The organism is Haloarcula amylolytica (assembly GCF_049705545.1).
Taxonomy (GTDB): domain Archaea; phylum Halobacteriota; class Halobacteria; order Halobacteriales; family Haloarculaceae; genus Haloarcula; species Haloarcula amylolytica_B.
This window is the reverse complement of sequence record NZ_JBNAMU010000001.1, coordinates 1,690,971-1,715,367: the sequence shown is the minus strand read 5'-3', so window position 1 is coordinate 1,715,367 and position 24,397 is coordinate 1,690,971. Positions and strand designations below refer to the sequence as shown.

Annotated in this window: 22 protein-coding genes; 7 read left to right on the top strand and 15 right to left on the bottom strand. The window is 65.6% G+C overall.

Features of this window, described 5'->3' with window-relative positions:
* Positions 1-8: 8 nt before the first annotated feature.
* Positions 9-857 carry a class 1 fructose-bisphosphatase gene (locus tag ACOZ4H_RS09125; protein WP_424328979.1) on the bottom strand — a complete coding sequence of 283 codons (849 nt, stop codon included), beginning with the start codon at positions 855-857 and terminating at the stop codon, positions 9-11.
* A 174-nt stretch (positions 858-1,031) separates the two neighbouring features.
* On the opposite strand from ACOZ4H_RS09125, the gene ACOZ4H_RS09120 reads away from it, so the two are divergent.
* Positions 1,032-3,866 (top strand): DEAD/DEAH box helicase, encoded by a 2,835-nt coding sequence (locus ACOZ4H_RS09120; RefSeq protein ID WP_424328978.1) that lies wholly within the window; start codon positions 1,032-1,034, stop codon positions 3,864-3,866.
* 14 nt (positions 3,867-3,880) lie between these two features.
* On the opposite strand, the gene ACOZ4H_RS09115 is transcribed toward ACOZ4H_RS09120, so the two are convergent.
* Positions 3,881-4,618 carry a sporulation protein gene (locus ACOZ4H_RS09115; protein ID WP_424328977.1) on the bottom strand — a complete coding sequence of 246 codons (738 nt, stop codon included), beginning with the start codon at positions 4,616-4,618 and terminating at the stop codon, positions 3,881-3,883.
* Positions 4,619-4,727: 109 nt separating this feature from the next.
* Here ACOZ4H_RS09115 and ACOZ4H_RS09110 point away from each other — a divergent pair, with 109 nt between their 5' ends.
* Positions 4,728-5,336 (top strand): zinc ribbon domain-containing protein, encoded by a 609-nt coding sequence (locus ACOZ4H_RS09110; protein ID WP_424328976.1) that lies wholly within the window; start codon positions 4,728-4,730, stop codon positions 5,334-5,336.
* Positions 5,337-5,371: 35 nt separating this feature from the next.
* Positions 5,372-7,129, top strand: coding sequence for a MutS-related protein (locus ACOZ4H_RS09105; protein WP_424328975.1), 1,758 nt, complete (start codon positions 5,372-5,374; stop codon positions 7,127-7,129).
* An 8-nt stretch (positions 7,130-7,137) separates the two neighbouring features.
* On the opposite strand, the gene ACOZ4H_RS09100 is transcribed toward ACOZ4H_RS09105, so the two are convergent.
* From ACOZ4H_RS09100 to ACOZ4H_RS09075, 6 genes are all read right to left on the bottom strand, one after another.
* A complete protein-coding gene (locus ACOZ4H_RS09100) occupies positions 7,138-7,599 on the bottom strand; it encodes an SRPBCC family protein (RefSeq protein WP_424328974.1) in 462 nt (153 codons plus the stop codon).
* Between the two features lie 289 nt (positions 7,600-7,888).
* The gene (locus ACOZ4H_RS09095; RefSeq protein WP_424328973.1) at positions 7,889-8,200 is read right to left on the bottom strand and encodes a hypothetical protein; all 312 of its coding nucleotides are present in this window, start codon (positions 8,198-8,200) and stop codon (positions 7,889-7,891) included.
* A 354-nt stretch (positions 8,201-8,554) separates the two neighbouring features.
* Positions 8,555-8,725: a hypothetical protein gene (locus ACOZ4H_RS09090; RefSeq protein WP_199722474.1), complete on the bottom strand. Its 171-nt coding sequence runs from the start codon at positions 8,723-8,725 to the stop codon at positions 8,555-8,557.
* 131 nt (positions 8,726-8,856) lie between these two features.
* Positions 8,857-11,238 (bottom strand): heavy metal translocating P-type ATPase, encoded by a 2,382-nt coding sequence (locus ACOZ4H_RS09085; protein WP_424328972.1) that lies wholly within the window; start codon positions 11,236-11,238, stop codon positions 8,857-8,859.
* A complete protein-coding gene (locus tag ACOZ4H_RS09080; RefSeq protein WP_424328971.1) occupies positions 11,235-12,008 on the bottom strand; it encodes a sulfite exporter TauE/SafE family protein in 774 nt (257 codons plus the stop codon). Before ACOZ4H_RS09080 ends, ACOZ4H_RS09085 begins: the two co-directional genes overlap by 4 nt.
* Position 12,009: 1 nt before the next feature.
* The gene (locus tag ACOZ4H_RS09075; RefSeq protein ID WP_424328970.1) at positions 12,010-12,186 is read right to left on the bottom strand and encodes a hypothetical protein; all 177 of its coding nucleotides are present in this window, start codon (positions 12,184-12,186) and stop codon (positions 12,010-12,012) included.
* A 167-nt stretch (positions 12,187-12,353) separates the two neighbouring features.
* On the opposite strand from ACOZ4H_RS09075, the gene ACOZ4H_RS09070 reads away from it, so the two are divergent.
* Genes ACOZ4H_RS09070 through ACOZ4H_RS09055 form a run of 4 tightly spaced genes read left to right on the top strand, consistent with a single transcriptional unit; the run spans position 12,354 to position 16,420 of the window.
* Positions 12,354-13,586: a halocyanin domain-containing protein gene (locus ACOZ4H_RS09070; RefSeq protein WP_424328969.1), complete on the top strand. Its 1,233-nt coding sequence runs from the start codon at positions 12,354-12,356 to the stop codon at positions 13,584-13,586.
* Between the two features lie 4 nt (positions 13,587-13,590).
* On the top strand, positions 13,591-14,160 hold the full coding sequence (locus ACOZ4H_RS09065) for a cytochrome c oxidase subunit II (protein ID WP_424328968.1): 570 nt from the start codon (positions 13,591-13,593) through the stop codon (positions 14,158-14,160).
* Entirely contained in the window at positions 14,160-15,848 is a 1,689-nt protein-coding gene (locus tag ACOZ4H_RS09060) for a b(o/a)3-type cytochrome-c oxidase subunit 1 (RefSeq protein ID WP_424328967.1), read from the top strand. Before ACOZ4H_RS09065 ends, ACOZ4H_RS09060 begins: the two co-directional genes overlap by 1 nt.
* Positions 15,849-15,871: 23 nt before the next feature.
* Positions 15,872-16,420: a hypothetical protein gene (locus ACOZ4H_RS09055; protein ID WP_424328966.1), complete on the top strand. Its 549-nt coding sequence runs from the start codon at positions 15,872-15,874 to the stop codon at positions 16,418-16,420.
* On the opposite strand, the gene ACOZ4H_RS09050 is transcribed toward ACOZ4H_RS09055, so the two are convergent.
* The 7 genes from ACOZ4H_RS09050 to ACOZ4H_RS09020 all read right to left on the bottom strand — a co-directional run bounded on the left by ACOZ4H_RS09050 (position 16,417) and on the right by ACOZ4H_RS09020 (position 24,289).
* A complete protein-coding gene (locus ACOZ4H_RS09050) occupies positions 16,417-17,673 on the bottom strand; it encodes a zinc ribbon domain-containing protein (RefSeq protein ID WP_424328965.1) in 1,257 nt (418 codons plus the stop codon). The two genes, ACOZ4H_RS09055 and ACOZ4H_RS09050, sit on opposite strands and share 4 nt — an antisense overlap.
* Before the next feature lie 40 nt (positions 17,674-17,713).
* Positions 17,714-18,742 carry a double zinc ribbon domain-containing protein gene (locus ACOZ4H_RS09045; protein ID WP_424328964.1) on the bottom strand — a complete coding sequence of 343 codons (1,029 nt, stop codon included), beginning with the start codon at positions 18,740-18,742 and terminating at the stop codon, positions 17,714-17,716.
* 60 nt (positions 18,743-18,802) lie between these two features.
* Complete coding sequence (locus tag ACOZ4H_RS09040; RefSeq protein WP_424328963.1) at positions 18,803-19,972, bottom strand: PP2C family protein-serine/threonine phosphatase; 1,170 nt, start codon at positions 19,970-19,972, stop codon at positions 18,803-18,805.
* Complete coding sequence (locus ACOZ4H_RS09035; RefSeq protein WP_424328962.1) at positions 19,969-21,207, bottom strand: serine/threonine protein kinase; 1,239 nt, start codon at positions 21,205-21,207, stop codon at positions 19,969-19,971. The genes ACOZ4H_RS09040 and ACOZ4H_RS09035 overlap by 4 nt, the downstream gene beginning before the upstream one ends.
* A 56-nt stretch (positions 21,208-21,263) precedes the next feature.
* Positions 21,264-22,448, bottom strand: coding sequence for a vWA domain-containing protein (locus ACOZ4H_RS09030; RefSeq protein WP_424328961.1), 1,185 nt, complete (start codon positions 22,446-22,448; stop codon positions 21,264-21,266).
* A 133-nt stretch (positions 22,449-22,581) separates the two neighbouring features.
* The gene (locus tag ACOZ4H_RS09025) at positions 22,582-23,184 is read right to left on the bottom strand and encodes a hypothetical protein (RefSeq protein ID WP_424328960.1); all 603 of its coding nucleotides are present in this window, start codon (positions 23,182-23,184) and stop codon (positions 22,582-22,584) included.
* Positions 23,174-24,289: a DUF3179 domain-containing protein gene (locus ACOZ4H_RS09020; RefSeq protein ID WP_424328959.1), complete on the bottom strand. Its 1,116-nt coding sequence runs from the start codon at positions 24,287-24,289 to the stop codon at positions 23,174-23,176. Before ACOZ4H_RS09020 ends, ACOZ4H_RS09025 begins: the two co-directional genes overlap by 11 nt.
* Positions 24,290-24,397: the final 108 nt, after the last annotated feature.

Here is a 24,397-nt window from a genome sequence, read left to right as displayed (position 1 = left end):
GGACCCGTTTAGGTCTCTGAAAGTTCCGATTCGAGCTCGTCGACCAGTTCGGTGTTGCCGAGGAACGTCGGCGTCCGGTCGTGGATACCGTCCGGTTCGACGTCGAGTAAGGACTGCGAGCCGTCGCTGGAGGCCCCGCCGGCCGCCTCGACGAGGTACGCGAGCGGCGCTGACTCGAAGTGGACCCGGAGCTTGCCGTCTGGATACCCCGAGGTCGCCGGATAGCCGAACAGGCCGCCGTATTCGAGCACCTGCGCCAGATCAGCGACAGTCGCGCCGCCGTAGCGGAGCTTCAGGTCCCGCTCGAAGGACTGCGCGATGTCGTTGAACTCGTCGCTTCGCTCGCCGGTCTTGCCCGCCAAGCCGACCACTGTGGCCTCCGGTGGCAGTTCGAACTGGCCCCAGCGCTCGCTGTGACCGTCCCGGAGGAGGTGCTCCTGGACGACTTCGCGGTCGGACCGTGCGATGGTCAGCGTCGTGTATGGGCCGTACAGCACCATCAATGAGGCGACCATCGAACGCCCGCTCGCCGGCAGCTCGGCGTCGTAGATGCCGATTATCGTCCCCACGGAGTTGTTCGAGGCAAGGTTCGAGGAGCCATCGAGCGGGTCGATAGCGATGCTGTAGCCTTCACCGCAGTCGACCACGTCGCTACGCTCCTCGCTTGCGTACGCGCCGATACCGTCGATGTACGCGAGCGCGTCGAAAAACAGGTCGTCGGCCCACACGTCGCCACCGACCTGTTGCTCCCCGCTGGGGTTCTCACCGGCCGATCTGTTGGCGTAGTTCGCCAGGTTACCGCTGACGTAATGCGCCGTATCTTTCACCGCCCGTTCGATCTCGTCGAGCGTATTCACAGGCCATCACCGGCCGAAGGGGCAGATGTGTTCGTCATAGCTCCACATATCTCTGGGCAACGACATAAGGCTGTACCCATCGCTCCCCCGCAACGCTCGCAGTGCCTTTACCGACGGCGTACGAGAGGGGGTGACACAACGTGTTTAACCCGGTGTAGTCGCTAGAGAGGGGCGATGACTGACGGGGTCGCTCGCGGCGATGACGCCTTCACTGCGCTCGGGTCGGCCGTCCGCAGTGCGCTCTCCGAGCGTGGCTTCACGACGCCGACCGACCCACAGCGGAAGGCGATTCCGACCCTGGCCGCCGGGCGGGACGCGCTGGTGGTCGCCCCGACCGGAACCGGGAAAACGGAGACGGCGATGTTGCCGGTCTTCGACGCACTGGCCGAGGCCGAGGACCGATTCGGCATCGGCGCGCTGTACATCACCCCGCTCCGGGCGCTGAACCGCGACATGCGCCAGCGCCTCGACTGGTGGGGCGAGACGCTCGGCCTCGAAGTGGACGTCCGCCACGGCGACACGACGGACTACCAGCGCCAGAAACAGGCCAACGACCCGCCGGACGTGCTCGTGACCACACCCGAGACGCTCCAGGCGATGCTCACCGGGTCGAAGCTCCGAACTGCGCTGGAGGATGTCGAACATATCGTCATCGACGAGGTCCACGAGCTCGCCGCGGCCAAGCGCGGCGCGCAGTTGACGGTCGGTCTGGAACGACTTCGCGAACTGTCCGGGCGGTTCCAGCGGATCGGGCTCTCGGCGACCGTCGGCGACCCACACGAGGTCGGCCGGTTTCTCACCGGCGGCCGCACGTGTGCCATCGTGGAAGTTGACATCGGCAGCCGGCTGGACATCGAGGTGGTCCGGCCCCAGATTACTGACCGAGACGAGGAACTGTCGAGTTCCCTCGTCACCGACGCGGGAACGGCCAGCCACGTCCGGTTCATCGCGGACCTCATCGATGAGCACGAATCTGTCCTGCTGTTTGTCAACACTCGACAGACCGCCGAGGCGCTTGGCTCGCGGTTCAAGGAACTCGGGACCGACCTCGGCGTCCACCACGGTTCGCTGTCGAAGGAGGCCCGCATCGACGTGGAGGACCGCTTCAAGGCCGGCGACCTCGACGCCCTGCTGTGTACCTCCTCGATGGAGCTGGGTATCGACGTGGGCCACGTCGACCACGTCGTCCAGTACGGCAGCCCCCGGCAGGTCTCCCGTCTCGTCCAGCGGGTCGGCCGTGCCGGTCACCGTCGGGACCTCGTTTCCTCTGGTACGGTTGTCACCACCGACACTGACGACACGCTGGAGGCGCTGGCGATAGCGAGACAGGCCGAAGCCGGCGACGTCGAACCGGCCGAGATCCACGACGGCAGCCTCGATACGGTTGCCAATCAGATCGCCGGACTGGTGATGGATTCCGGCGAAATCCGGGCGATGCGGGCCTTCGAGATACTGACCCGCGCGTACCCGTTCCGGGACCTCGACGAGGCCCAGTTCAAGCAGGTCGTCGAGGAACTCGCGGCGAACAACGTCATCTGGCTCGACGAGGACCGGGACACTCTGGAGAAACGCCGCGGCACCTGGCAGTACTTCTACCAGAACCTCTCGATGATTCCCGACGAGGCCACATACGACGTAGAGGACGTGGCCTCGGGCCAGCAAGTGGGAACCCTCGACGAGAAGTTCGTCGTCAACTTCGCCACGCCCGGCGAGGTGTTCGTCCAGCGCGGGGAGATGTGGCGCATCACGAACATCGACGAGGAAGAGGAGGTCGTGACCGTCTCGCCTATCGAGGACCCCGCCGGCGAGGTCCCCTCCTGGGTCGGCCAGGAGATTCCAGTCCCGAGAGCCGTCGCCGCGGAGGTCGGCGAACTCCGCCGCGTGGCGGGCCGCCAACTGCAGGACGGGGCTGACACCGATGCCGTCGCCAGAGACGTAGCCACCCGCTACGCCGCCGGCCCGGAAACCGTCGCCGACGGCCTCTCACAGGTCGAAAAGCACGAGGGACCGATTCCCGATGACACGACCATCGTGGTGGAATTCCACGGCCGGGAGGTCATCGTCAACGCCTGTTACGGGCACAAGATCAACGAGACACTGGGGCGAATCCTCTCGGCGCTGCTCGGCCAGCGGGCCGGCTCGTCGGTCGCGATGGACGTCGACCCCTACCGGATTACGCTGGAAGTCCCGCGGCGGATCACCGCCGGCGACGTCATCGAAGTCATCGAGGACACCGACCCCGACCACCTCCCGGCGCTGATCGAACTCAGCCTGAAAAACGCCGACGCGCTGAAGTTCAAGCTCGCGCAGGTGGCGACGAAGTTCGGCTCGCTCAAGCGCTGGCGCGGCCGCGGGTCGACGGACTTCGGCCGCGACCGCCTGCTGGCAGCGCTTGAGGACACGCCGATGTACGACGAAGCCCTGCGCGAGGTGCGCCACGAGGACCTCGCTATCGAAGCGACAGCCGACCTCCTCCGGGATATCCAGCGCGGCGACGTGGCGCTGGAAACGGTGGGCGAACACACGCCAATCGGGACTGGCGGCAGTTCCTCCGGGCGGGAACTCCTCTCACCGGAGAACGCCGACGCGAGCGTCATCAAAACCGTCAAGGAGCGTATCCAGAGTGACCGCGTCATCCTCGCGTGTCTGCACTGCAAGAAGTGGGACCGCAAACAGCAGGTCAAGCGCGTGCGGGATCAGCCGTCGTGTCCGCAGTGTGGCTCGACCCGCATCGCCGCGCTGAATCCGTGGGCCGAGGAAGTCGTCTCGGCCGTCCGGACCGACGACAAGGACGAGGAGCAGGAGAAGATGACCGAACGAGCCTACCGCTCGGCCTCGCTGGTCCAGAGCCACGGGAAGCGGGCGGTGGTCGCGCTGGCCGCCCGCGGGGTCGGGCCCCACAACGCCGCCCGCATCATCAACCGCTTGCGGGAGGACGAAGACGAATTCTACCGGGACATCCTCCGGCAGGAGCGGGAGTACGCGCGCACGCAGTCGTTCTGGGGTTGAGACGTGACGGCGAACTAACTCAGTTCCCGAATCGCCTCCGCGAGTCGTGGCTCGATAGCATCGGGGTCGGGCGCGTCGACGGTGAGTTCGGTGTGTCGCTCGTCAGCGTCGGTCACCTCCGAGAGCAGTCCGGCGCTGCGGTCGACCTCGACGTACACCGTGAGCAGGTCGTCGTCGAACACCGGGACGATTTCGACCTCGTCGACCGTGCCGGCGAACTCGCCGCGCTGGGGCCGGAACTCGAACTCCTGAACGAACCTCGCCGAAGTCGTGAACAGGCTCCCAGCCGTCGCCTGACAGGACGACGAGTGCAGCGTAAAGCCGAGCGAATCCAGCGCGTCGAACACCGCCTGCGTGCGGTGGGTCGGTTCGACCTCGATGTAATCCTCGTCGCCGGGGTCGACCGCCAGCGAGATGTCGAGGCCGGTCTCGATTTCGACAGAGGTCGAGCGCGTGGTCACCGGCGTCTCCCGGGGAATATCGATAGTGGTCTCGAAGCGGCGTTCCTCGCCGGCTTCGATAGTGAACGGCTCGGTGAGTTGCCACTGATCGATGATTGCGTCCTTGTACCCCTCGTCGGACTTGTATTCGGTCTCCAGCGCGAAGTAAACCGCGTCGATATCCTGGTCCGTCGATCCGCCCTCGACGTGGACCTCGGCCTGCACTGAGTCGCCGGCTCTGACGGTGTCTGTCGGTAGAATCGTATCTACTGTGGCCGACCCGATGCCGATTCTGGAGAGCACGTCTTTCATTGGTATTGTGCAATTCGCCCGTCACGTCGTATAAACTTCAGGGTGAAATTTGGTCGAAAGAATCAGCGACCGCCGGGTAACTCAAGCCGCTTCACAATTAACGGGTGGTATGGCCGACTGGCGCGAGGCGTCGGACCCGACCTGCCCGGAGTGTGGGGAGCCGCTGGAGCCCACAGCGATGACCTGCCCGCACTGCGACGCGTCGCTGCTCACCGACGAGCAGGCCGAGATGCTCGACGAGCGCCTGACCGAGACGCTTGAGTCGATGGACTCCGGTGCGCCGACGTGGGCCGTCACGCTCACGGGGCTCTCGCTCGGCGTCGCTATCGCACCGCTCGTGCTGTACGCCGTCGTCATCCTCGTCGGCGATCTCTCGCTTCTCGTGGCCGTCGGCGTCTTGCTGGCCGGCTGGCTCGGTCCGGCCGCGTATCTCTCGCGGCTGCGTAATCCCAGTGAGGTGCTGGCCCGGGGGCTGTACCTCGTCGTCGCCGGCGTGGCCGTCGTCGTGCTCGCAGTCGGCTACGAAGTCCTCCTGTCGGATGGCCCGTCAGTCGTCTCGGAGCGGACCGCGCTCGTGTCGCTGGGTCTGGCGATTCCGGCGGCACTGGGCGCGCTCATCGCGCGTCGCGCCGCCCGGCGGGCTGACCGGCAAGCCCGCGGAGAGCCGGGGCCGCTACACGAGCGCTTCGGTATCGACGACGACGAGCCCGACAACTGAAAACGCCTAAGCGGGCCGCCGTTCTCCACCCGTGCATGCGACTGGAGGAGTACTGGGGCATCGGCCCGAAGACGTCCGAACTGCTGACCGAGGAGTTGGGCGTCGAGCGGGCCATCGAGGCCATCGAGTCGGCGGATACACGAGCGCTAACCACGGCCGGCCTCTCTCGGGGGCGAGCGACGCGCATCCTCCGGCGGGCGACCGGGGCCGAGTCGATGGACCTGCTCGCCACCAGGGACACCCGCGACGTGTACAAGGAACTGCTGGACCTCGCCGAGGAGTACGCGGTCACGGCGGACGCGGCGGACAGCATCCGGGTGCTGACGCCGCTACCGACCCGCAAGGCGATGGACGAGCGGCTGGACGACGTGCTCGAAGCGCGGGATACGTGGGCCGACCTCTCGGAGGCGGACCAGCGGGCCGTTCTCGACGGGTTCGACGCGTACGACGCTGACGGGGGTGAACTGGCCGCGGTCGACGTGGCGCTCGCACTCCGGGACACTGGCGTCGAGAGCGGCGTGTTCGAGCCGTTAGCGGCCCTCGACGGCGAGTCGCTGACGGCTGGCCGGGCGGCACTCGCCGGCCTCGCGGGTGACGGGGAGTCCGTCGGTGAGGGGGCCGACGAGGAACTCGACCGCCTGCGCGACCAGCTCGGGCAAATAGAGGACCTTGCAGCGGCATCGATGGAGGTCGTCGAGGCCGTTCAGGAGGGCGCGCGGCGGCCCGACGAGTTCCAGGACGCGCTCGTCCGGCACGTCACGGGCGAGACGGGTATCGACGCTGCCAGAGTCCGCGACGCGATGCCCCGCGAGGCGACAGACGCGCGCGATTTCGTCGACGTGGCGCTCCGGGAACTCCGGAATACGCTCCGAAGCGACGTACAGGAGCGCGAGCAGACCGTTGCCGACCGGCTAGAAGACGACCTCGCCGACGCGCGTGAGGACATCGACGCCGCTGTCGAGGCGGTGGACGACATCGCCTTCTCCGTCTCGCTCGCCCGCTTCGCCATCGCCTTCGACCTGACGCGACCCACCTTCGTCGAGGACCGCAAGACTATCGCAGTGAAACAGGCCCGGAACCTCACCATCGCCGACGTGGAGAGCGTCCAGCCGGTCACCTACGCTATCGGCGACCACACGCTAGAGTTGGATCGGGCGAACCAGCCGCCGACTGGCGACCGGGTGGCCGTCCTGACCGGCGCGAACTCCGGCGGGAAGACGACCCTGCTGGAGACGCTGTGTCAGGTGCAACTGCTGGCCCAGATGGGGCTGCCGGTCCCCGCCGAGACCGCCGAGGTGGGTATCGTCGACACCGTCGTATTCCACCGCCGGCACGCGTCGTTCAACGCCGGCGTCCTCGAATCGACGCTGCGCTCGGTCGTGCCGCCGCTGACCGAGAGCGACCGGACGCTGATGCTCGTCGACGAGTTCGAGGCTATCACCGAGCCCGGCTCCGCCGCCGATCTCCTCCACGGACTCGTGACGCTGACCGTCGACCGCGACGCGCTGGGCGTGTTCGTCACTCACCTCGCGGACGATCTCGAACCGCTGCCCACCGAGGCCCGTGTCGATGGCATCTTCGCCGAAGGGCTGAATCAGGACCTCGAACTACAGGTCGACTATCAGCCCCGGTTTGGCACTGTCGGGAGATCCACACCAGAGTTCATCGTCTCCCGCCTCGTCGCGAACGCGAACGACCCCGTCGAGCGCAACGGGTTCGAGACGCTCGCCACGGCCGTCGGCGAGGAAGCGGTCCAGCGGACGCTCTCGGACGCGCTCTGGACCGACGAGTAGCGAGGTTATCACAGCGACCTGGCGACGACTTGCTCCTCCCCTTCGACTGCCTCGGCGACGTTTTCCAGAAGCCGCCGTACCTCCCGGCGGTTGTACCAGCGGATAAGCGGCGCGAGGAGAACCTCAGGGAGTGGCCCGGGAACCTCGTACTCGGCCGCGTATGTGAGCCGCGTGCCCCCGCGCTCCGGTTCGAACCGCCAGGCTATCCGGCCCGTCAGGTCGCCGCTCATCTCGTAAACGATACGCTCGGTCGGCTTGTACGTCGAGGCACGGACCTCACCGGTGAAGGTGATTCCGAACATTTTGTACTCGTACGCAGCGCGGTTTCCGCTGTTTGGCAGCCGCTCGATGCGTTCGGCACGGGTAAGGCTCGGCGTGACGGCCGCCTGGTTCGACGGCTCGTCCATGAACGTGAACACCGTCTCAACGGGGGCATCGAGCCACCGGTCGTCGGACGTGTGAACCGTCATACGGACTACTTCACGCTCCAGTATCTTACAGGCTCGGCCACACAGTGCCAACAGACCGGTCCGAGGGCGGAAACTGTTGCAACCGGTCCCAGCGGTTACAGCCGCCGGGTGCGGCGTGACTGTGCTCGGCTCTTCGAGTCGCGTCGCCGCCTGTCGATGACAGCGGCGAGGTAGGTTCTATGCATCATGAATGATTTCCCGGCAGGAGCCGAACCTGCGCCGGGCGGGAACCCGGCTCCGCCTGGTGATTCCAGGGAGGCAAGAGACGGGACGAGTTGGAGGGCTGCGCTTACGCGTCACCGATCACGTCGACGCCGTTGACCGCCATCACGCCGAACCCCTCTCGCAGGAGTTCGGTGCGGCCATCGGCGGTGTTCCGTTCAGCGTCAACGCGCAACGTCAGCGACACGTCGGCGTCGACCCGGATGTCGGTCCAGGTGGGCCGCACGCTGGTCACGCGGTCGACGGCCACGTCTTCGACGCCGTCGACGGCCGCGAGGACGCCGGCGACACCGGCTTCGAGGGTCTCGGACCCGCCACGCGGGACGCGCAGTGATACGTCGGCCGATACCTCGGTCGGGGGGGTCGCCTGCAGCGACATAACGCCGACGGCCGGAGTCGAACCGGGCCGGGAGGGCACTCACCAATCGAGTCGCGTCGGTCGGGGACTGCGCGGGTGGCGGGCGCGTACGTCCGGCCCGGGGGCCGGTCCAGGATTCCCACACCGGGACGATGGGGAACCCGACGGCTGGACAGCGAGATAGCTACACGGCACAGTACAGGCTCCGGGGCGAGTCCCGACACGCCGACAGGCCACACCGGACGGTGTGAACCTATCTGAGCCGGTGGGCCGACCGGGAAGCGGAGCCTCACCGCTCGACAGTGAGCCGGATCGAATCGCCGCCGCAGTGCGGCGTCCGTGAGTGGGACGCCGGTCCCACGGCGGCGAACCAGTCTACGGTGCCACGAACGGAATCTTCACCGAGCGGGTGTCCGCGGCAGCCCGTTCCCCGATAAGGGGTGCATACTCGACCGTAGCGTCGAGGCTACGTTCGATGGCCGACCGCCCGCTGTACAGCCAGCGAGCGAACGACGTTGGCGCGGGAACGGGAATAGCGTAGGTCATGGGTCACCACGTCGGTGAAAGCGACGTACGTGTAGCCTGAACCGGTGATATATTAAATCTGTTTCAGACGTGATACCAAATGGCAGGCACTTGCGGTGATCGATAGCATGTGATCAATCGACACCACAGTGTCAGTCGGCCGCGGCCGGTTGCTGTGGCGTGGCCGGGCTCTCGGAACTCGCCTCGCTGTGTGAGGCAGTTCCCGCGAGCGTCCGCGTGGAGTTCCCCACGACGAGCAGGCTACTGGCCGTCATTGCCAGGGCCGCGAACAGCGGGTTCAGGACGCCGAGCAGCGCCAGCGGGAGCGCCACGGCGTTGTAACAGAACGCCCACGCGAGGTTCTGGCGGACCCGCGTGCGGGTCGCGGTCGTTACTTCGAACATGTCAGGGACGGCGCGCAGGTCGTCCGTCGTTACGACCGCGTCGGCCGCATCGGCGGCCAGTGACGTGCCCGACGCCATGGTGATGCCGACGTCGGCGGCAGCCAGCGCCGGGGCGTCGTTGCTCCCGTCGCCGACCATCGCGACGGTCCCGCGGGACTGCAACCGCTCGACGACTTCGGCTTTCGCTTCGGGCGGCACTCCGGCGAACACCTCGTCGACACCGTCGTGGCGCTCGAACGGGGTGGCAGCCTCGGGGCGGTCGCCGGTGATGACGACGACGTCACGGTTTTGGGCGAGCGTCGAGACGACCGACTCCCAGTGCGAGCGGAGCCTGTCCCCCGCAACGAGTACGTCCCGCGCTTCGCCGTCCCAGCCGACGAGCGCCGGGACGCGCCCGTTATCGGTCGCACGTTCACACCGGGTCCGGAGGCCGGCGGGCACGTCGAACCCGAGGTCGTCGAACAGCGCTTGCGTCCCGACGACAACCCGGTCCCCGTCGACCGTCGCACTGACGCCCTGACCCGGGTGTTGCTCGAACCCGGAGACGGCCGCATCCGGTACCGGGACGGCGTCCGTCACTGCCTCGGCGATGGGATGCTCCGCGAACTGCTCGACCGCGGCCGCCTTGGCCATCGCCCGCTCGTCGGCCCGCTCCAGCAGTTCCATCTCGCCGGTCGTCAGCGTGCCCGTCTTGTCGAAGGCGACCACGTCCGCGTCGGTCGCCGTCTCGAACACCGCGTCGCCGGTGACGACGGTCCCGCCGTCCAGCGCCCGGCGGATGCCGGCCGCGGTCGCCAGCGGCGTCGCCAACCCCAGCGCGCAGGGGCAGGAGACCACGAGCACCGCCAGCCCGGTCAGCATCGCGTCCGTGGGTGTCGCTCCAGCGGCGAGGTGCCCGCCGGTGGCGAGCACGGCCAGAACGACCACCAGCGGGACGAAGACGGCTGCGATGCGGTCGACCAGCCGCTGAACGCCGCCACGAGTGCTCTGGACCTCCCACAGCAGGTTCGTGAGCCGGTCGACGGTGCTCTCGGCGTCCGGCCCGACGCGCACGACGACGCCGCCCTGGGTCACCAGCGACCCCCCGATGACCCCATCGCCGTCCGCCTTCCGGACGGCCAATGACTCCCCAGTCACGAGCGACTCGTCGACGGCAGCGGTCCCCTCGAGCACGGTCCCGTCAACGGGGATTCGCTCGCCGGAGCGGACGACGACTTCGTCGCCGGGCGACAGCGCCCCCACGTCGACCTCCTCATGACCCCCGTCGGTGCGTCGCCGGGCACTATCGGCCCGCTGTGTCGTGAACTCCGTGAGGCGGTCCAGCGCGCGCCGCCGGACCCGGTCCTGATAGTAGTCGCCGACCGAGACTGCCATGACGATGACCGTCGCCACGTCGAAGTACACCTCTGTGTGTCCCAAGACGACAGCGACGACGCTGTATAAGAAGGCAGTCACAGCGGCCATCGCCACCAGCAGGTCCATGTTCGGACGGCCAGCCCGGAGGCTGACGTAGGCCCCGCGGAGCAGCGGCCACCCGGTGTAGCCGACCACGACGCCGGTCATGACGGCCATGTTCCACAGCAGGTAATCCCCCGCCTCCCCCGCCGGGTCGAACAGCAACAGGGACGGGTCGACACCGAGGTAGGCCGGATAGAGAAAGAGGACGTACCACAGCATCGTCATCATCCCGAAGAAACCGCCGACGATGAGACGCCCCTCCAGTTCGTACTCGTCGTCGGTCTCCGTGGCCTGGGGGCTGGCGTCGTAGCCGGTGCCGGCCACCGCGTCCGCGAGGTCCGACTCCGAGAGCGCGTCGGCGTCGTAGGTGAGTTTCATCGTCCCCGTCGGGTAGCTGGCGGCCGCGGCGGCGACGCCCTCGTGGTCTGTGGCCCGTGCTTCCAGGAACGTCTCGCAGGTCGCACAGTGCATCCCCTCGACGGAGAGGAAAGCCGTTTCACCGTCGGCGTCGTCCGGATCGGGTCCAGTGTCGGCTGCATCGCGGGTCTCCGTCGCCGGGTCGTCAAGGGTTCGCGCGACTTCCAGACAGCCGCGACAGCAGAACGTCCCCTCCACGGCGTCGTCGGTGACGGGCGTCTCGACCGGCAGGTCACAGAGCGTACAGTGGGTCATGTCCAGGGCATCGGCAGGGGTGGTTTCGGGATGGCGATGCCGAACGCCGCCAGCCCGTTCGATAGCGGAACGAGCGCCAGCGCGATGAAAACCACACCGAGCGCCCGGTGCAGCGTCGCGCGATGGCCCGGCGACAGCGTGCCGAAGGCGGTCCCGTAGGCGAACACCAGCGGAAACGTCCCGAGACCGAGCGCGGCCAGCGAGAGCCCGCCGGTGAGCGCGGAGCCGGTCGCGAACGCGTACAGGAACGCCGGGTAGAGCAGCGGGCAGGGGAGCAGCCCGTGCATCGCGCCCAGCGCGACCATCCCCGGACCGTCGACCCATCTGTCGACCCTGGCGACGAGCGACGCAGAAAGGCGCTGGAACAGGTCCCCGACCAGCGGCAGCGACCGGGCCACATCGACGGCGCGCCCACGCGAGAGATACCCTATGCCGACGGTGATGATAGCGAGTCCGACGAAAATCCCGACGGCGCCCCGGACGACGGTCCCGAGGCGTGCCAGGCCGGCGACGTCGTACAGGACGCCCCCGGCAGCGCCGAGAATTGTCCCGACGAGCGCGTAGCTCAGCGTCCGGCCGGCGTTGAACAGCGCGTGTTGGCGTATCTCGTGGCCGGACACCGGCCCGCCGTCGTCGAGTCTGTCGGCGTAGGTGGTGACTAACGGCCCGCACATCCCGAGGCAGTGAACGCTACCTACGAGTCCAAGCCCGACGAACGCCGCGAGGCCGGCCGTCTCACCGGAACTCAGCCCCGCCGTCCCGAACTGCATATCAGACGGTACTCGACTCTGTTGGTTGTGTCATCCAGAACAGACTGCCGGCGATGATGACGACGCTGACCAGCGAGAGTGCAACGATGGAGCGCCCGGTTCCCTGCATGTAGTACGCGACCGGCGCGAGCCCGAGCAGCGCCAGCAACGTTACGATCCGAGGGCTTGACGCAGACATACCTGGCCGTACGTTAGAGGGGTTATAAAAAGAAACGGGTCGTTCCTGCCGGCTGAAAACACCATCAGGGGTTTTTTTAGGTGATCTGCTATTCTCCCAGATATGGTACGGCACGAAGCTAGAAGCAGCCAGCTGCCAGATTCGCACGACGCGGTGGGGGTGCGACGATGGCGCTGAGTCGGCGACAGTTCGTCGGTGCCGCAGCCGGGACAGCGGCGCTGGCCGCGACCGGCACGGCGACAGCACAGGAAGAACCGGACTACGGCGGCTGGTTCGACGACGTTTCGAACTACGACGGGACCGTCGACCAGCGAGGACAGGACACCGTTACAATCACTGTCGGCGCGCAGGGCAACAACGGCGCGTTCGCCTTCGACCCGCCGGCAGTGATGGTCAATCCGGGAACGGAGGTTGTCTGGGAATGGACCGGCGAGGGCGGCGGCCACAACGTCGTTTCTGACGGCGACGGCCCGCTTGACTCGGGCGATCCCGTCAGCGAAGCCGGAACGACCTACAGCCACACCTTCGAGTCGGAGGGGATGTTCAAGTACGTCTGTGTTCCCCACGAAGCGCTCGGGATGAAAGGCGCAGTCGTCGTCCGGTCCGGTGGCAGCGGCGGCGGCGACTCCGATGGCGGCGGTCAGCAACAAGGACCGCCGGCAAACCCGGATTACGGCGGCTGGTTCGACGACGTTTCGAACTACGACGGAACGACAGTCGACAGAACCGACGCCGATAGCGTCGAGATATCGGTCGGCGCGCAGGGCAACAACGGCGCGTTCGCCTTCGACCCGCCGGCGGTCCGGGTGACACCCGGGACTGAGGTAACCTGGACCTGGACCGGCGAGGGCGGCGGCCACAACGTCGTTTCTGACGGCGACGGCCCGCTTGACTCGGGCGACCCCGTCAGCGAAGCCGGAACGACATACAGCTACACCTTCGAGGAGATGGGCGTGTATAAGTACGTCTGTGTCCCTCACGAGTCGCTCGGCATGAAGGGCGCCGTCGTTGTCGGCGGCCCACTTGACGGTGGCAGTGGTGGCAGTGGCGGCGGAAGCGGACAGGAGGGTGGCGGTATCGAACTCTCCGGCCCGCAGTGGCTCCTTTCGGGCTCGGTCCTGCTGGCGTTCTTCTCGCCGCTGTTGTTCGCGTTCGCGATGCGGCGCCGCCAGAGCGGGCGGCCGCCACAGACGAGTGAGGGTGGCGAGCTGCGGCGGGCGACCGGTCCGGAACCGGTCGAAGAGGCTGCGGAAACTGAACCGGCTGTCGAACTGGGCCACGACGAGTACGACCCGAAGGGAACAGCGGCGCTGGTCGCCTTCTACTTCGTGCTGATCGGCCTGCTGTGGGTGTTCATGTACTTCGTCGAGTTCCTCGGCCGTGTCTCAATAATCGGGTGATAGCATGCAGGTTCATAGATTCGAAAAGGTCTGGCTCGGCGCAGCGATACTGCTCATCGTCGGTTTCATCGCGACCATCGCCTACGGATCGGTCGGCGTTGGCGTCGGGATGGTCGGCGATTCGGGCGGACAGATCAGCGCAGAGGCGGTACAGAACGGTAACACTGGAACCCAGTTCGACGACCCCGGTGTCGTCAAAGAGGACGGGCAGTACGTCGTGTACGTCGTCGCCCGGCAGTTCCAGTTCTCTCCCGGAACCGGAGACACACCGATCCGCGTGCCCGCGGGTGAGAACGTCACGTTCAGAGTAACCAGTGCCGACGTGGTTCACGGGTTCTCCGTGGTCGAGACCAACATCAACACGATGGTCATTCCCGGGCAGGTCTCGGAAGTCTCGGCCCGGTTCAACGAGCCCGGCACCTACGGGCTCATCTGTCATGAATACTGCGGGGCGGCCCATCACACGATGGGTGGCTCCGTCGAAGTCGTCCCGCCGGAGGAGTACGATATGCAGCAAGAGAACATCGACCAGTCCGCAGATGACGCACAGGCTCAGGAGGAGGCGGATCAGTAATGGTGTTCGTCGACTCCTATCCGAAAACGTCGAAGCTCGTCCGTAGCGAGTTCCTCGTCTCGTTCATCGCGCTCGGAATCGGTGCGCTGTTCGGCGTCATCCAGGCGCTCCATCGCACCGGCGTGTTCCGGGGCTTCGTCAGTTCGGCTGACTACTACACCATTCTGACGGGCCATGGCGTCCTGCTGGCGCTCGTATTTACAACGTTCTTCATCGCGGGACTGTTCGCGTGGGCCGTCACAAACAGCCTCGAACGCGAGCTCCCACAGCGAATCGCCTGGTCGGCGTTCTGGCTGATGCTCACGGGAACAGTGCTTGCGGCCGTGTCCATCATCGGTGGTATCGTCGGTTCGCCGTCGATTCTGGGTCACGACCTCGAAGCGGACGTGCTGTTCACCTTCTACGCCCCGATGAAGGCCCATCCGGCGTTCTACATCGGCGCCGCGCTCATCATCGTCGGCTCGTGGATCGCCGGCCTCGCGTACTTCAAATCCCTGTGGGAGTGGCGCTCTGAGAACCCGGGTGAGCGGATTCCGCTGCAGACGTTCATGGTCCTGACGACGATGCTGATGTGGTACATCTCCACCATCGGCGTCGCCGTCGAGGTCGTTGCCTTCCTCATTCCGTGGTCGCTCGGGCTCATCCAGAACGTCGACCCGCTGCTGACGCGGACGCTGTTCTGGTACTTCGGCCACCCTGTCGTGTACTTCTGGCTCATGCCGGCGTACCTCGTCTGGTACACGATCCTGCCGAAGCTGGCCGGCGGGCGACTGTTCAGTGACCCGCTGGCCCGCGTCGTGTTCGTCGCCTTCCTGCTGCTCTCGACCCCGGTCGGCTTCCACCACCAGTACACCGACCCCGGCATCCCCTCGGGCTACAAGTTCATCGCGATGACGAACACGATGTTCTTGCTGTTGCCCTCGCTGCTGACCGCGTTCACCGTGGTCGCATCGGTCGAACACGGCGCTCGCCAGCGGGGTGCAAAGGGCTACCTCTCCTGGCTTCGAGATCTGCCGTGGGACAAACCGGCCTTCGCCGGCTGTATGCTCGCCGGCCTGATGTTCGCCGCAGGAGGGTTCTCCGGTATGATCAACGCCGGGATGAACATCAACTACCTCATCCACAACACCATCTGGGTGCCCGGCCACTTCCATCTCACCGTCGGGACTGCGTTCGCGCTGACGGCGATGGCGATCAGCTACTGGCTGGTCCCACAGATCACCGGGAAGAAGCTTCGACAGCGGGGCTTGGCCGTGTTCCAGCCCTACGTCTGGTTCGTGGGCATGGCCGTGATGTCGAACGCCATGCACCGCGCCGGGCTCGCCGGTATCCCACGACGGACTGCCGAACCGACGTACGACGAGTTCGCGTTCGAGGGCGTCGCCGGAACGGTCGGCGAAATGCGACTCCAGATCGCCATCGGCGGCTTCCTGCTGTTCGTCGGCGCGGCGATGTTCCTCATCGTCATGGCCGACACGCTGCTCGCACGACGCGGCGGGACGCTGTCGGTCAACAGCAACATCCCGGAACCACTGTCCGGTCCGGACCACAGTCCGCGCATCCTGGACAACTACAAGCTCTGGACGGCTATCGCCCTCCTGCTCATCGTCATCGCCTACGGTCCGCCACTCGCCAGTATGGTCGCTGACGGACTGTTCGCACCCGGTAGTCCGCCGATCCCGGTCTAACACCACTTCACTACTCTCTCATTATGTTCGAAGACGTCGACGGTCCGGAGAAGAAAACGCTGCTACGACTGCTCATCATCGTCGGAATCGGCTTGCCGATCCTCATTGAAGTCGTTACGTTCGGGAGTATGCTGGGTCATCACCTGACAGGAGACACCGGAGGCGAGGCGGTCACTGAAACGCCGACGGCGGAGTCGGCCGGTGCCGGGGTGGGCGACCCGATCCTCGAATCCTCGGCAGTCTCAGCTCGCATCGAGGCGGCGTCTGTCGTCACCGCGGACGAGGGGTGGCGGTTCACGCTCACGGTGAACGTGACGAACACCGGGTCCGACACCGCGGCAGTTCGTCTCGACAGCGTCACAACCCGGAGCGGCGAGACGATTGAGGGGGCCGCGAGCACTGGACGGCTATCAGTGGAGCAAACTGACGACGTGACTCAGTCGTGGCTGCTTCCCCCCGGCGAACGACCGGATACCGTCTCTGTAACGGTGTTCCGGTATCCGGCCGGGGAATCAGTACAATCGACACAGTACACCGTTGCGCTCGGTGACATCCCCGTGTCGAACCGCTAGCGGCCGACGGGGTCGCCACAGGACGGGCAGGTGTCGGCGTCGGGCGGGAGCGACTCGCCGCACTCGCCGCAGTACGACTGTCCGGCATCGCGTCCGCCCGGCGTGAAGACGGACGTGTCGTCCATCCACGCTTCGTCGGTCCCATTCGTATCCCCCGTCCCGGCAGTCTCCGGTTCCGTTTCCGTACCGCTGTCCTTGGCTGCCGCCCCCGGTCCGGCGTCCTCATCTGAGGACCACACGTTATCTTGCGCCGATTCGTGGGCAGGTGGTTTCGCCCGTGGCGCTTCGTCGGGCGAGAACACTCGCGTCCCGGTGTGGCCCGGTGACTCCTCTGCGCTGCCATCGTCCGCGGTGTTGGTCCCATCCCCAGCCTGTTCCGGGGAATCCGGTTCAACACCCACGTTCTGGTCAGGAACTGGAGTCTCGTCGCCGTTTTGCGGACCGCCGACCGGTGGCATGATGGGGAACCGCTGGTCCGGACGGCGCTGGGGGTTCGAAAGCGGCGCACGGATTCTGACGACGGTTCCAGCGAGCAGTTGGAACAGGAGGTACGCGCTCGCCAGCACGCCGGGGACGGCGATAAACAGAGGTGTGGCTTGCGATGGCTGTACACCCGTCAGTTGCAGCGCCGTCTCGGCCACGGGGCCGACGCCGGCCTGTGCCAGCCACGGGGACAGTGTCGACGACCCGCCGGGTGCGTTGACTGGCTGGATCAGCCACCCAGTACCGAGGGAGGCAGCGCTCACGAACACCAGTACCGACAGGAGGGGCGGGACCGAGAGCGTGTACACGCGGTGTCCGTAGGCGACGGTCCGGACGACGAGATGCACCGTCCCGAACAGTGCAACCACTGTGAGCGGACGCCGCTGCCCGAGCGTGACAGTGAGCAGCAGGCAGCCGAGGAGCACACTGCCAGGGATAGCGAGCAACAGGCTCGGATGGTCCAATCGATACGCGTCGACGAGGTTGCCGTAGCTGTTCCGAAGCCGTCGGTTGAGGAGCACGACGGTCGCAAGCGACGGACCGACGAGCCAGACACCGGCAGCGAGGGCAGTCCGCATCGAGACAGCGACCCCTTCGATTATCGCGAGAACAGTGCCTTCGAGCCCCAGCGTCTCCATCAGCAGTCCCGTTGCGAGCACCCAGCCGCCGTACGTGACCCATGCCAGGCCCACGCCGACGAACAGCCAGGTTTCGGCTCGCAGTAGTGCGGCGGACTCGCGGAGTTCCAACCCAAGTCGACCACGCTCCATCGCCCTGATGTTTCCCGACCGACCGCTTAACTGTGGGTGGTCACACCGCCCGGATTGTCATCGTGGCGACGCCCGACAGTTCGAGTTCATCGCCCGGGTGGATCTGTTCCCGGTCGCCTTTCTTCAGCGGCGTCTCGTTCAGCAGGGTCGGGTTGTCCCCGAGGTCGACCAGGTAGTACCCTTCCGGCTGGCGGTCGAACCGGACGTGTTCGCGGTGGATCCGAACTGCTTCGTCTTCCGGCCGTCCGGCATCCAGTAGCGCAGCCCGGATTTCCCGGCCGATGCGGTCCCCGTCTTCGACGGTGATGTCGCGACCCTCGACCGAGAGAACGAGTTTGTCCGGGACCGTCGCGTCGTCCGTGGACTGTGATGCGAGCGTGTCGACGGCGTTGCCCGCGGCCGCCGATTCAGCCCCTGTCTCGTCGCCGGTCGACGAGTCGGATGCCGAGTCAGCAGTCGGCGCGTCGGTTTCGCCGCGGTGGGCGTCTAGGTTCTCCCCGCAGTTGACGCAGAAACTGGCATCGTCGTCGATGGCGGTGTCACAGGACGGGCAGAAATCGAGCGATCCGTCGTCACCCGGCGTGATGTCCTGTACATCGGCGCCGCAGTCGACGCAGAAATTCGCGTCGGCGTCGAGTTCCCGATCGCAGTCCGGGCAGGTAATCGTCGCCGGCTCGTCATCTGCGTCCGGGGTTTCGTCGGGCGCTTCGACGTGCTCGTCGGAGTCGCCGCCGGACTGGTCCGGTTCGTCGTCGGACTCGTCGGGCCCCCCAGCTTCCGGCTCGGTCTGGCTTTTGTCTTCGCTGTCGGTTTCATCTTCGTGTCCCGTAGCCGTCTCCGCAGCTTCGTCTCCGGCTTCGGCTGCCCCAGTGTCCGAAGCCTCGTCCGTCCCTTCCGCTATCAGGTCGGCATCGTCCGGCACCCCGTCGTCGGTGTCGAAATCGGCGGCGGTTTCGTCAGTGTGTTGCCACTCACCACAGTCCGGGTTTGTGCACCACCCACCGGCAACTGTCGGATCGAAATCCTCGTCGCATATGGGGCATTTTACCGTGTGGTCGGATTCAGGCATGGGTTTCGTTAGAGTCTATAGAGTCGAGAAATAAAATACTTGTCCCACGAAACTTTCCCGCTACTCGTCTGTCATAATAACTGTATCACGTTCGGAAATATCGAGGTCCGGATCGATATCTCGAACCGGCATTCCACCGCTTTCCGGCGTCTCCGGGAGCGCGCTGTCGGCGAACAGGAGCACGGAGATATTGTCCTTCCCGCCGCGGTCGTTCGCCAGCGCCACGAACTCCTTACTCGCCGCGTCGAGAGACGAGGCATCGAGGACCACGTCTCGGATTTCGTCGTCGGTGACGACCGCTTCACGGATTCGGTCGGCCACCGCGTCGGCCCGGTCCGAGTCGACGTACTTCTCGTGCAGGCCCGGCGCGTCGGTCTGTGCATCGATGAGTCCGTCACTGGTCGCCAGTACCGTGTCTTCCGCGTACAGTCTGACTGTCCGTGTGTCCACCTGAACAGTCGCCTCGCCGGGGTCCTCGTAGCCGGATCCGCCCAGAGCGCGCGTGATTTCGTTTCCGTTGGGGTGGACGTGGGCCTCGACGGGGTCGATTTCGTCGCTGTCGACCCACTCCTGAACGACAGCGTGGTCCCTTGTCAGCGGCGAAATCGTCTCACGGGCACTGTTGACGACGTAGGCTCGGCTATCACCGACCCAGCCGTAGTGAAGCTTCCCATCGGCGTAGATTCCCGCGACGACCGTCGTGTAGGACTGGGTCCCGGTCTCGTCGGCGTACCGGATGATTTCTCGATGGGCCGCCGTAATCGCCTCGGCAACGGCGGCTTCGAGTTCCTGTTCGCCGGGCGGGTCCGGGAGGACGTCGCGGGCGACATCGACGTCGAACCCGCCGGGATAACTCCGGGCCGTTCGAATCGCCACGGGGGCGAGGTGTTCAGCCACGATAGTCGTCGTAATGTACGACGCAATGTCTCCGGCGTCGTGTCCGCCGGCACCGTCGGCCACCACGAACACGCCGGCCGAACGGTTCATTGGTCGGCTGTCGCCGTCAGTGTCGGACGACTCCGATTTATCGGCGTCAACAGCCCCAGTATCGGCTGTCCCGTCCCCTGCTTCGTCATCGTCCGCTCTGTCTGAGTTCAGAGACTGCGGTCTGTCTTGCCCGCGGTACCCGTCCCGATGGCCCTCCTCGAACACCGTCAGTGAGACGCTGTCCTCGTTGATTCCCTGTCCTCGCTTCCTGTCGCCGATGTCGTAGTTCGTGCTGTATCTCATGACTCCTCCGGATGGAACTCGAACGTGACCCCGTAGGTCGGATGGACCAGCGACACCAGGTCGCCGTCGGTGAGTGTGACCGCCTCGGGTGGGACGTTGCCGTGTCGGTCGGTCGGGTCCTCGCCCTCGGAACGCAGTCGGTCACGCCCGGGCGCGGAGAGGACCCGCTGCCAGCCGGCCCCTTTCTGGACGAACGTCCCGTTGAGACTCCGGTCGTGGAGGGACCAGTCGCCGTCCTCGATGTCGAACTGAACCTGGACCGAGGAGATGTACTCCCCCTGTGGGTCTTCAATCGTTATCGACGCTGGGGGACCGCTCGCGCCCTGTCGCCCGATGGTGTCACCGGGCTCGATGGTGAACTGCCTCTCCGCCTGGATGTACGTCACCGACGCCGTTGCGGGCGGCGTGGGATCGCGCTGTTCGAGGACCTCCTTGAGGACCGTCGCGTTCCGGTATCGGTCGCGGTAATGTGACTGTGTGGCTCGTTCAACGATTTCAGCCAGATAATCGTCGCAGTCGGCCCCGAACGCCTGCGGGTTCACACCGTCTTTCTTCGGGACGCTCCCCTTGAGCAGGAACAGGAGTATCTTCCCGATGGAATAGACATCCGACCACGGCCCCTGCCGAACGTCGGTTCGGCTGGCCTCGGCGACTTCACGCGGCTTGAACGGCCCCAGAATCGTCGTCCCGGTGTTGCCGGAGGTCGGATCCTCGGTGGCATCGAACCCCGTCGCCGTATTGAAATCGATGAGCGTGGGCGTGATGTCGGGCGTGAGCATCACGTTCTCCGGTTTCAGGTCCCGGTAGACGATCTCGTTCTCGTGGAGAAACCCCATCGCGTCACAGAGGTCGATGCCGATCTGTCGGACCTGCTCGCTGTCGTCGATCGGGCCGTGCTGGTCGATGACCTCGTCGAGTTCGATCCCGTCGACGATCAGTTGGACGACCAGAAACGGAACGTCACGCTCCGTGACCTGGTCGTAGTAGTCCATCACGTTCTCGTGGCCGCCGGCTCGGCGGATGCGCTCGAGCGAGCCGACTTCCTTTTTGAAGTACTCCTCGATGATATCGGGGTCGTTCTGTGATTCGGTGTAGTTGGGGTACTTGACAGCGACCGCCTCGCCCGTCTCGGTGTCTCTGGCGCGGAACGCCTTTGCGAACCCGCCCTTGCCGAGGAACTCCTCGAGTTTGTATCGGCCGGCGATGACATCACCGCTCTCGGGTTCCCAGGTCATGAATTACCCGTCTCTCCGGCCTATTGCGGCACTGCCGACACGGCGGGTTCGCGGGGTCACTTTTGGATGCCCTCGTCGGTGACGATCTTCGTCGCCTTGTTCTGCTCTTTGCGTCCGCCTTCCATCACGATACGCGTTTCCCGCTCAGCTGTCTGGACGGCTTCGGTGTCCTCGCCGTGGATGCGCGTCATCCGCTCCAGTTGGGTCTGGGCTTCGGCGACGTTGCCCTTGCCGAGTTCCGTCTTGATAACCGTCTGTCGGTGATCCACGTCGACCTGTTCGTTGTGCTCGGCCAGTTTCCCCTCGTCGTCGGTGTAGTCGACGGTGATTGATTCCCGCGTCGTCTCGCCGCCGGCGTGCAGCGTGACATCCGCCAGGGACACAGCGTCCTGCGGGTCATTGGCCGGGGCGTGTATCTTTAGCACGACCCGCTGAGTCTCCCGATCAAGTAGATCGGGCAGCGGTACGACGGCCGCGTTGTCCTCCCAGTCGAGGTCAACGGACTGGGTCTGTGGGAGCGAGCGATACACCTCGCTCACTTCGACGCCGTCGGCCACGTCGAGTTCCAGTCTGGCGTCTGGGGCGACGACTGTGCCGGCCTCCTCGACTGCATCACCGAAGAACGACTCGATGTCACCGGCGGCGTCCAGATGGGTCCACTCGCCGCGAGCGACAGTGCCGAGGGTCCGGATAGTTTCCTCGCGGTAGTCGCTCCCGATGCCGGCCGCCTTGATTCGGATACCCTCACTGTCGATTTCGCGGGCCAGCGCTCCGAACGCTTCCGGGTCGTGGGCATTGTCCTTTCCATCAGAGAGGAGGAGGACCCGCCTGGCCGTGCTGTCGTCGCTCGGTAAATCCTGCAGCGATGCCTTCGCTTCCAGCAGGCCGCTGTACATGTCAGTGCCCCCGCCAGCGGAGATATCAGCGACCGCGTCTACTGCCGTCTCGCGCGAAATACTCTCCCATCGCGTCGGCTCCAGCACCGTCGTGACCTCGCTGTCGAAAGCGATGATCGATATGTAGTCGTCCTCATCGAGCAACCCGAATACCCACTCCGCACCCGCGCGTGCCTGCTCGATATCGTCGCCGGCCATCGACCCACTGGCGTCGATACAGAGGGCGATCTGTCGCGTGGGTGGTTCCTCCAACCGTCCGGGCTCGACTTCGATCTCAGCGGTCAGTTTCGCCCCGCCCGTCGGCACGTAGGGTCGGTTGACCTCGCTCACGACAGTAGCGGTCATACTGGTAGTTGGGTCGTACGGAGTAGTTATATGTTTCCCTCAGATCGAGGGAAAAAAGTGTCAGCTACCACCTCGCCCGGTAGCTTGCTGCTACCGCCCCGCTCCCAGCAGTAGGCGCTATTTACTTCACCGTTCACGCTGCCTCGACCCGACTACCAACCCAGAGGAGCGTTCCGAGCAGCGCCACGAGAGTGATGGGAAGCAGCCACTGGAACAGCGAGAGGATGCCAGCACTCGCCTGGACCCCGACCACGAGCAGGATAGTGGGGCCACAACAGGCGAACCCGGAGAGCAGTCCCGGCAGGCCCGCGACAGTCCCTGCGCCCGGGCCGAGGCGACAGGCCGACGGACCGCGCCACGCGACGACGGAGACGGCGAGGTTGAGTCCGACCAACGATGCCAGGATGGCCCCGAGAAGCATGTTCAGCGGCGCGACGAGCAGTTCAACGGGACCGACGACCACTAACGCAATTGGTTCCCACTGAAACGGCCCCACCTGCCGGAGCGCGCGGGTGAGCGGGTCACTGACAACTGACACCGAAAACCCCGACCGGCCGAGCCCCAGATGTCTGAGCCCGACGAGATACAACAGGAAGTACGCTAGTCCCGTCAGACCCAGGGTCATCCGTCCGTCGGGGCGGGTGAGTGCACCACGAACTGCGACAGCCGTGTTCCCGAGCAGGCCTTCGATTCTGGCAGCCAAGCCGGCCTCGCCCGTCGAACTGTCAGTCGACATACGAACTCCTCGGATAGAATCCAGCCCAGGCGAACCACATCGCGTCGAAGGCCAGCGAACGGTCCAGCGGAAGGGAATCGGCATCGTGTGTGGTCCCGTCAAGCGTGTAGCCGTCGTCTGACACCTCGACCGTCGCTGACTCCGGGTTCGCGTATACGTAGCCCGTTGCGAGGTCGGTGTCGGCGACGGCGACGTACGGCGTGTCGTCGATGTGACCGGTCAGCACACGCTGACGCAGCAGTGTTTCTTTATCGAAAGCGAGCGCCCCCGTTTCCGTCCGGGTTCCGATGACGATGGCCTTCGGATGAGCGCGGCTGTCACCCTGCAGCGGCTCGAACAGCGTTCGAGTACTCGAATAATAGCCGCGTTTCTCGTTGTACTGGCCGTACGGATCGACGCCGTAGCGCCGCGAGAAGCCGGTGTCTTCGGTCAGGACGGTTGTCTCCGGATAGGCGCTAGACCAGCGCTTCCACGTCGTCCAGGTGACCCGGAACTCCCGCAACGACTCGCCAGTTAGTGGGCCTTTAATTGCCGTCGCGAGCATCTGTGGCCACCAGCTGTCGGTACCCCGGTCGTACATCGTCAGGTTCGAGTTCACCAGCCGACCGGAGACGCCGAACTCCACCGCGCCGCGCTCGAACCCCTGTGCGGTGCCCGTCAGCGGACAGTATGTGACCGCGACGGGGTCGGCAGCGATGGTGTCGTTGACGATTTCGTGGTGGACGAGAATGTACTGCGGGTACGCTTTCGCTTCCCCGTCACGGGTCACGCCGAACACCGGGTCGTCCGGAGCCAGTAGGTCTGGGGCCCTGTCGGCAAACGTCGGGTCGTCGATGGCCGGAATGCCGTCTTTGGGAACGCCGCCGCTGACGACGTTCTCTTCGAGCGTTCCGATGTCGTAGTCCAGATATAGTCGGCTGTCAGCTGTGGGTGGTTCTGGCCCCTCGTTTCGGTCGGTTGCAGTCGATGCCGTGCCGGTTCCAGTACCGGTCCCGGATGCCGAGCCGCCGCCGGTCGTCGAACCGTCGTCTCCTACGCAGCCCGCACCGCCGAGTGTCACACCGACTCCAACCGTAGCGAGAAGCTGTCGGCGGGAGATTTCCATATCATGTGTGTGTTTCCCAACCACTAAGTCTCGCGGTGAGGGGGCGGTAACTCCCTGTTTGGCCACTCAGTGAACCAATCTCGTTGAGCGAGCCAGCGGTCGGGCCAC